Source organism: Lentibacillus halophilus (assembly GCF_039522485.1).
In the GTDB taxonomy this organism is placed as follows: domain Bacteria; phylum Bacillota; class Bacilli; order Bacillales; family Amphibacillaceae; genus Lentibacillus; species Lentibacillus halophilus.
Genome location: NZ_BAAADM010000055.1, coordinates 188,494 through 197,232 on the forward strand (window position 1 = coordinate 188,494; position 8,739 = coordinate 197,232).

Sequence of the window (8,739 nt, forward strand, 5' to 3'; positions counted from 1 at the left end):
AAAGGACCTGTCCCGCGGCATACTGGGTATACAAGCGAGAGATCACCAACCGTGTATCCTTTCTGCAGTAACAACGAATAAGTCAGGTGTATCAGTGCGCTTCCACCCATAAACCCCAATTCCACCCATCCCAGCGATATGGGATTAATGAGCAGAACGCCAACAACAACCGGTGCATAAACAGCAATGCTGACCACCATATAAAGCCACACAAACGCAAAACCGCCTTCCGACCGCTTGGCTAAGTAATTCCACGTTGCATGCATAAACGCTGAAACGATAATGAGGATAAGTGCCACGATTGACATAAAAAGTCTCCTTCAGCAACGTTCCATAGGCTCTTGCTTATATAAGTTAACGTTATAGAATCTCGGAACAGCTTTCAACCGATAAACCACTGACATACGAACGGGCATATTACCAAGCAAAAAAGGAGCCCTTGTCAGTCAAAAGCTCCTTTTCGGGTCGGAATGATTATTTTTTGCATCAATCAGGAGGCCCTGTTTTTATCACCGATTGAATTGGAGTCATGCACATATTTAAATACGTTGACGATGAATATGATGACAGCAATCGTTACCATCGTTCCGCCGCCAAATATGAGCGTCTTTGTAAGGGCGCCCCATCCCGGAAATGGACCCGGGCGAACTTGAATCATAAACATGCTCAAAAGCAAAATCGGCAGTCCGATGTTATACAGCCAAAAATGCCATATGCCAAGTGTACTGTTGGCTGCTTTCGGATAAAGTGTATAAACGACTCCAATAATTCCGATGGATGCCCATCCGGCCAGGTTAACGTGTGCGTGTGCCGCAGCCCACTGAAGTTGAAGCGTTGATGACATGAACATGCCGACAACAATACCTAAAATAAAATAAATAACTGCAATTTTAATCCATTTAGCTCCCATTGCTCACACCCCCTGCATAATAATTATTCAAAATTTCAATGTTTATGACTTATATGAAAATTACCATGTTTTGGAGTGTCCGTCAATTTAACGACTTGACGTGTGGAACAATGATAAGCTAATCGTCAAAAGGCGATATAGGTGTTATTTTAACAGCCCGACCATGCGCAGTCCGTGCCAGAGACCATCATCATTGACATGCCTTGTTACTGCGCCGGCTGCTTTTTTTACCGTATCCGGTGCATTACCCATAGCGACGCTGTTTTTCACCGATTGCAACATGGCCATGTCATTCAGGCCGTCTCCAAAGGCGTAGATATGGTCGCTGGGCAGTTGCAAATGTTGAACCAATTGATCAATCCCCGTCGCCTTGGACGCGCTGGCAGGAATCACGTCCACAGAGTAGTCATGCCAGCGGATAAACTCCAAGTGATCAAAGGCACGCTTGTAATCCGCTTCGCCGCCATGCGGACAAAACAGCAGCGCCTGATAAACATCACCTACACGATAAAAGGCAGGGTCATACATCATTTCCCGCTTTATCTTGAGCGAATCAATCGCTTTTTGAATATATGGATGGTGTGTCGTATTGGAAAACCAATTATCGTGCCCAAGATAGATGAGCGGATGATCCCCGGCATCGGCATGGCGTTCCAGTTCATCCAACACATCCATATGCAGCGGACGTTGGTATACCACATCGTCACGGTAGACCACATATTGACCGTTGAGGCTGACATACGTGTTCATATCCAGTTCTTGCTGCAATTTCTTAAATGTGAATGGGGCTCGCCCAGTTGCAAAGGCCACGATATGTCCCGCCTGCTGTAATTCTGCCACCGCTTGCCTCGCCGACTCCGGCACGTGCTTTTCGTCATTAAAAAGTGTCCCGTCAATATCAAGTAAAATTAATTTTTGTTCCAATAACCATCCTCCCTATGAAGAGATGTCTTGAATACTATTATAGCACATATATCGGATTGAAAGGTGGGTTTTATCCGGCTTGTAATGGGGTCGTTATACTATAATGGACGAACGAACAAAGTGTTGCGGTATTTCCTCCGCTATGGAAACGTGCTACACTAAGCCTGTATAAAATTACTTATTGGACGGTGCATCATGAAAAAACGTTTGGTTGCTGTTATGACATTTATTGTAGGGTTGATAGCGGTTTTCACGAATATTTATCGTGATACATATGTATTTAAATGTAAAAAAAATACATTTCAAAGTCCGAAACTGCCAACAAACATGTCGCTGACCATTTTACAAATCAGCGACCTGCACAATCATGTGTTTGGAGCGAACAATGAGCGCCTACTCAGCGCTGTCACAGCTGCACAAGCGGATATTCTGGTGCTGACCGGTGACCTCATCGACCGGAAAACACAATCGTTTAACCAAGTCTTTTATTTGATTGAGAGGCTGACGGCGAGTCATTCCCATGTTTATTTTATAACCGGCAATCATGAAATAGGCAACAGTCAGACGAGTGCATTTCTACACGGATTGCACAGGCGGCATGTCACCATTCTGAACAATCGCAACGCAACAATCACGATTAATGGGCTGACGATAAACCTTGCGGGAGTGGCCGATGCCTCCTCGGGTTACGATCATCCTGAGGCGGCATTCCGAGCGTTAGACACCGATGATTTCACGATTCTTCTGTCACACACACCTGAAATTGTTGAATTGTACGCGCCTGAATCCATACCTGCCGATCTCATTTTGAGCGGACATACCCATGGCGGTCAGGTGCGTCTACCACTGATCGGTGCTATCCTGTCAGCCGACCACACGCTTTTTCCAAAATTGGTGAAAGGAACCTATTTGCTCGGACCGGATCGGTATCTTTACATCGACAGCGGCCTCGGAACGACCCGATTGCCTATTCGCTTTCTAAACCAAAGCCAGTTCAGCCTGTTGACGATAACCGGGAAATAGGTGTTGACATTAGGCGGAGTTGCGCGCGTTTCGGGGTGGGCTGCGCAAGTTTTGCTTTACGCTGCGCGGGTTTCGATCGCATCGCGCGAGTTTCACTATTATTGCGCGACTCTCGCTCTGAGTTACGCGACCTTACCCCATGACTGCGCGAGTTCCGGGCGGAGTTGCGCGAGTTGTATGGTTATTACGCGAGTTTCTACATGAACTGCGCGACCCATCTGAATTATCGCGCGAGTGGAGTGTGCAGTCGTTTTTATGGAATCGTTTACGACACAACAAACCGCATCACTGTAACTATTTCGACGTTATTTCCCGGGAAATACAATTTTTCTTGTCTTCTCCCCTTTTTTCATACTATGGCTATGGAACTTGCCAGTCCCCGACTACGCCTAGCGAAAAAATGGTACAAGCAACATGGCCAATAACTATAAATTCATCTCAAATCATGTGCAAGGCTATAGCCTTTTTTCCATTCATGCTACAATATAGCTAAGATAGGTCTTTTTGACTTTTGTAATGTACATTCCTTCCCCAACTTATGGGGGAACCTAATATTATGACGAAAAGGAGTGGAACTGTTGAATCAACATCAATTGGACAGAATGAAAAACGGCAAAGGATTTATCGCGGCATTGGATCAAAGTGGCGGAAGCACGCCAAAAGCACTGGCTGATTACGGTATAACAGAAGATGCTTATAACAATAAGGATGAAATGTTTGATTTGGTCCATCAGATGCGGACACGAATTATTACATCACCTGCTTTCGATGCCAATCATATCTTGGGCGCTATTCTATTTGAACAAACGATGGATCGCAGCATAGAAGGTATGTACACTGGGGATTACTTGGCCGAGCAGAAAGATGTGGTGCCTTTTCTAAAAGTGGACAAAGGCTTGGCCGAACAAACTGATGGCGTGCAACTTATGAAGCCGATTCCGGATTTGAACGATTTGTTGACACGTGCGAACGAACGAAACATTTTCGGCACCAAAATGCGTTCGGTTATTAAAGAAGCTAACTCGGAAGGCGTCAAGGCCATCGTCAACCAACAGTTTGAAATGGCCAAACAGATTATCCATGCTGACTTGGTGCCGATCATCGAACCGGAAGTGGACATTAACAGTCCGGAAAAAACCAAATGCGAAGAGCTGTTAAAAGCGGAAATCCGCAAGCATTTGGACAGCCTGAAAGACGATGAACTCGTCATGTTGAAGCTGTCTATCCCGACGGTTACCAACATGTATAAAGAATTGATTGATCATCCGAATGTCGTTCGTGTCGTTGCGTTGTCCGGCGGTTATGCACGCGATGAAGCCAATGAATTGCTGAAGCTAAACGACGAACTGATTGCCAGCTTTTCCCGAGCGCTGTTACAGGATCTTTACGCCAGCCAGAGCGACGAAGAATTTAATGCCGCTCTTCAACAAACCGTCGAATCCGTATATAACGCGTCCGTTTAATATCCGATCGGCGTGAGGACGAGTTTCTCCAACGCTGATGCACGACCGGTATGGTATATCAAACACCCGCGGGAACCATCCAGGCTTCCGCGGGTGTTTTAATCATCATTTGATTGCATTCGTTTCCAGAGCGCTTTACACACACAGTCATGAATCAGCTGTCCGAGATCTATTGTCATCCCTGCACCGGGCAGATTCGGCCCGTATTGCAACGCCGCGACGACGATACGGTCTTCAGGATACGGGCCAATGCTCGGGGTCCTGGTTACTCCAAGCTCCCGTAACGTTTGGGTTTTGGCTTCGGCGGCTGTCATCATGGCCTGCATAAACGCCTCGTCCGTCATTATGCCATTGATGAACAGCCACACTGAGATGGTTCCCTCCTGTCCGACAGTCACCACCGTCAAAAGCGACGCTGCTTCGTTTTCCCCAAAATAATAAACGGTATTGTCGATCGATCCGGCCGTCACCATGCCGATAGTTTGCGCAGGATCAAACCCGTCCCGGGCCAGATAATCACCCATAGTCTCTATATCAGCGGAACACGTCGCGTCAAACCATTGGACAACATAACGATTCCAGCCAATACCGGATCCCCAACCATGCGATGCAAACGTCCGGAGCGGCGCTGGGGAAATAAAAGTCACCCGCTCCGGCTGCACATCCAACATAGACGCATCCAACCGGAAGCCTTTCGTCACAGACGGATAGTCGCTCGGAATTAAATGCATTTGCGGCTTGGCCATAGACGGGTGCGGGTTCTTTTTCACTCCGGTCTGATATACATCGTTCACCACCGATTCTGTCAAAACACCATCCGGACGACCAAGTGCCTTCACTTGGCCGCCATGCATCAGTAACAGCCTATCCCCATACAAACTTGCCAGATTAACATCATGAAAAATAGCCACGACGGTAAGATGTTGTTCCCGTACCATGCGCTTCAACAAATCAAGCAAATCTTTTTGATATGCCAAATCGAGATGATTGGTCGGCTCATCCAACAGCAACACAGCCGGTTCCTGAGCCAACGCCTGTGCGAGAAACACTCGCTGCTGTTCCCCGCCGGAAAGTTCTTGAAGCAAATGATGCTGAAAGCCGGTAATATGTGTCTGCTCCATCACTGTCTCAACGACGCGCTCATCCTCGGCTGTCCACGTTTGAAACACCCCTTGCAAATGCGCATACCTGCCCAGTGCCACGGTATCTCTGACGGTATAAGGAAACGCATGCGACGTCAGCTGCGGCAAGACGGCCATTTTTCGCGCGAGCGCTTTTGTGGAAAATTGCTGGAGATCTTGATTATCCAGCTGAATCGATCCGTCCGAACACGGCAACAATCCGCTGATCAGTTTCAGAAGCGTTGTTTTCCCGCTCCCATTCGGCCCCAGAATACCAAAAAACTCCCCCGGGAAAACGGAAAAATTCATATCCTGAATGACTTGCTTATCGTCATATCCGCCTGCCACGCTTTTCAGTGTCAACATTACAAACCGCCTCGCATTCCTTTACGCTGTTTCATTAAAATTAAAGCAAACACGGGGGCACCAATTAACGCCGTGATCACGCCAATAGGCAGAACGGACGGCGAAATAATTGTTCGCGATACCAAATCCGTCAACATTAAAAAGCCGGCCCCCGTTATGATCGAAAGCGGCAACAAATGTCGATGGTCCGGACCCCATAGCCGCCTCATCATATGCGGAATCACCAGGCCGACAAATCCAATCGCTCCGGATACGGCCACCGCAGCACCTGTCAAGATCGATCCGGCAACAAGAATGATGATTTTTCGTTTTTGCACATCAACACCCAAATGCTTCGCCCGTGCTTCGCCAAACACGAGCGCATTTAATTCTTTGCTGTTCATAAGCAGAATCAGTGTGCCTATGATAAAAAATGGAAGAATAATACCGATATAATCCCATCCTCGCATCGACACACTCCCGAGCAGCCAACCCATAATTTGCTGCAACCGGTCGTCGGTAAGCGCAATAATCAGCGAAATAAACGATCCTAAAAACGAACTGAAAATAACGCCGGTTAAAATAATCGTCTCGACCCGCATGGCCCGGTCTGCCTGCCGCGCAAAAAACAGCACCACAAACATCGTCAGTAACGCAGTGACAATGCTAAGAACCGGCAAGGTATAAAGACCGAGGAGTGGGATGGATATATTAAAAAACAACGTGGCCACAGCCCCGACCGATGCACCGGAAGAAACACCCAAAATGTATGGATCCGCGAGCGGGTTTTGCAGCAATCCTTGAAAGACCGCTCCGGAAATAGCCAGCGAGCCACCGACAAGACCAGCCAACAGCACGCGGGGCAATCGGATATCAACGATAATATTGGTATGCATCGCTCCGATGTGGTCATCGATCGATAAATGAAACAACTGGCCACCGATAATATTCACGGTTTCAACCAGAGGAATGGATACAGTGCCGATGGAGACGGCCGTCAGCATCGAAAGGAAGAAAAACGCCACTGTCACCCCATAAGCGAGCACATATTTATTCGTCAAAGACGTCTGGGTAGACAACGTTTGCAAGCTCCTTTGCACCCTGTGTCAACCGTGGTCCCGGGCGGCTGACCAGATCGGAATCCACATTGTACACATTCTCGTTGGCTACCGCATTGATATCACCCCAGCCATCTCGATTTAAAACGTTGTCGACGGGATTGTCTTCCGCTGTTCCATACGTTGTAACAATCACATCCGGATTCATGTCGAGCACGGCTTCCGGGTCAATCGGGGTCCAACCATCCATGTCGGCAGCGGCATTATCGGCATGAATGACCTGCAACAAAGCATCGAAGAAAGTGTTCGTTCCCGCTGTCGACAGCTTAGGAGCCGGTGACACTTCAAAAAAGACCGATTTTCGCTCATCGTTATCAACTTCGTCCAATTGATCACGGATTGAAGCGAAGTCGTCTTTCATATCACTGATTACGTCGTCTGCCTTATCACTGGTACCTGTCACGTTACCAATCTGTTTGATCGTTTGATACGTCCCCTCGATATCCTTCGCTTCCGAGACAACAAACACCGGAACACCCGCATCGCGAATCTGCTGCAGACCTTCACCGGAACTTTCCGCACTGGAGGCATGAGCCAACACGAGGTCCGGTTTCAAATCGATGATCGCTTCTATATTCAATTCCAAACCACCGACCCGTTTTTTGTCCTCTACCTCTTTTGGATAATTATCATGGTCAGAAACACCAACTAATTTTTCACCCAATCCAAGTTTGAAAGCAATTTCCGTATTGCTCGGAATAACTGACACAATGCGTTCCGGCTTTTTCTCCAACGTCATTTCATTATCAAGCGCATCCGTTACCGTCACCGGAAATGACGACGCTTCTGATTCGCCATTATCCTCTGTCTTTTCCGTCTGATCATCGGTGCCATCATTTGCTCCGCCGGAATCCGATCCGCCTGCACCGCATCCGATTAACAGCCCTGCAGACAGCATAACCGCCAGTAACAGCAAAATGAGTCGTTTCATGTTTATCATTAACCTCCTATTTTCGATCGTTTTGAAACATAAAAAAACATCTCCACGACCAATGAAGATGTGTATGTAAAACAGCACTGCTCATCTGGATTGTATTTGGCATCAATCCGGAACAGACCCGTCCAATAAGTCGACTCTGTTCAATGGCATAGCCTTTTACACCATCCTATTTCCCGTAGGTTTGGTGCATCGATGGTATCAGGCAGGTCTCCTGGCTTATGGTCGACACGTCCTGCCCCTTCCCATACGAAACACGTACAGTGGCCTCGGCAGACCGCTCGCACATACAGTGACGGGATCGCGCTGGACTTGCACCAGCTTCCCTATTATGATTTCTCATTTGAAATCACCTGAACCATAGACACTATAAACTTATCACGACAATGAAAGTATACAAAATTCCGCATACATTGTCACCCATTATATAAAAAAGCAGACGCCGTATCTTATCAATACGATTGGCGTCTGTCTGAATCCCGGTATATGTTGTCTCACATACCAATAACCTCTTTGGCATGATATTCCTCGGTTTTTGAAGCACTCATGAACCATGTACCGATAACAGCCCAGGAGACATCATGATTCATTGTCCCTGGACCCAAATTCGGTTATCATGTCATGGGCTTTGGTTACTTCGTCATCGGACATGATCTGATAATACGTACCATCAATCATGGTGCCTCGGCCGGCCATTTGATACGTGCTGATATCGTTGCGGGCACTGCGGTAGTTGGATGCCAAATCACGCATATCGGCAAATGTCATATTAGTAGCCATATTATTGCCGAGAACGTCCATAATGCCCCCGATCTTATTCACCACATTCAAGCTGGCACCTTCTCTGATAATGCCTTCAATTACTTGGCGCTGCCGTTCGTTGCGGCCCAGATCACCT

At 47.4% G+C, this 8,739-nt stretch carries 7 protein-coding genes, 2 pseudogenes and 1 riboswitch; of the genes and pseudogenes, 2 read left to right on the top strand and 7 right to left on the bottom strand.

Annotated elements, in window-relative coordinates; genetic code table 11:
- The 3 genes and pseudogenes from ABDZ72_RS13670 to ABDZ72_RS13680 all read right to left on the bottom strand — a co-directional run.
- Positions 1-308 (bottom strand): annotated as a pseudogene (locus ABDZ72_RS13670) (EamA family transporter); the annotation flags it as partial.
- Between the two features lie 182 nt (positions 309-490).
- Positions 491-910: a hypothetical protein gene (locus tag ABDZ72_RS13675; RefSeq protein WP_343754100.1), complete on the bottom strand. Its 420-nt coding sequence runs from the start codon at positions 908-910 to the stop codon at positions 491-493.
- Positions 911-1,054: 144 nt separating this feature from the next.
- Positions 1,055-1,834, bottom strand: a complete 780-nt coding sequence (locus ABDZ72_RS13680; protein WP_343754102.1) for a Cof-type HAD-IIB family hydrolase — start codon at positions 1,832-1,834, stop codon at positions 1,055-1,057.
- A 195-nt stretch (positions 1,835-2,029) separates the two neighbouring features.
- On the opposite strand from ABDZ72_RS13680, the gene ABDZ72_RS13685 reads away from it, so the two are divergent.
- Both ABDZ72_RS13685 and ABDZ72_RS13690 read left to right on the top strand, forming a co-directional pair.
- Complete coding sequence (locus ABDZ72_RS13685) at positions 2,030-2,857, top strand: metallophosphoesterase (RefSeq protein ID WP_343754104.1); 828 nt, start codon at positions 2,030-2,032, stop codon at positions 2,855-2,857.
- A gap of 578 nt (positions 2,858-3,435) precedes the next feature.
- The gene (locus ABDZ72_RS13690) at positions 3,436-4,320 is read left to right on the top strand and encodes a fructose bisphosphate aldolase (RefSeq protein WP_343754106.1); all 885 of its coding nucleotides are present in this window, start codon (positions 3,436-3,438) and stop codon (positions 4,318-4,320) included.
- 98 nt (positions 4,321-4,418) lie between these two features.
- On the opposite strand, the gene ABDZ72_RS13695 is transcribed toward ABDZ72_RS13690, so the two are convergent.
- The 4 genes and pseudogenes from ABDZ72_RS13695 to ABDZ72_RS13710 form a co-directional block, all read right to left on the bottom strand.
- Positions 4,419-5,807 (bottom strand): ABC transporter ATP-binding protein, encoded by a 1,389-nt coding sequence (locus ABDZ72_RS13695; RefSeq protein WP_343754108.1) that lies wholly within the window; start codon positions 5,805-5,807, stop codon positions 4,419-4,421.
- Complete coding sequence (locus ABDZ72_RS13700; RefSeq protein WP_425542390.1) at positions 5,807-6,874, bottom strand: FecCD family ABC transporter permease; 1,068 nt, start codon at positions 6,872-6,874, stop codon at positions 5,807-5,809. The genes ABDZ72_RS13695 and ABDZ72_RS13700 overlap by 1 nt, the downstream gene beginning before the upstream one ends.
- The gene (locus ABDZ72_RS13705; protein WP_343754112.1) at positions 6,837-7,835 is read right to left on the bottom strand and encodes an ABC transporter substrate-binding protein; all 999 of its coding nucleotides are present in this window, start codon (positions 7,833-7,835) and stop codon (positions 6,837-6,839) included. The genes ABDZ72_RS13700 and ABDZ72_RS13705 overlap by 38 nt, the downstream gene beginning before the upstream one ends.
- 193 nt (positions 7,836-8,028) lie before the next feature.
- Positions 8,029-8,212: riboswitch (cobalamin riboswitch) on the bottom strand.
- Positions 8,213-8,420: 208 nt separating this feature from the next.
- Positions 8,421-8,739, bottom strand: a pseudogene (locus ABDZ72_RS13710) (LCP family glycopolymer transferase); the annotation flags it as partial.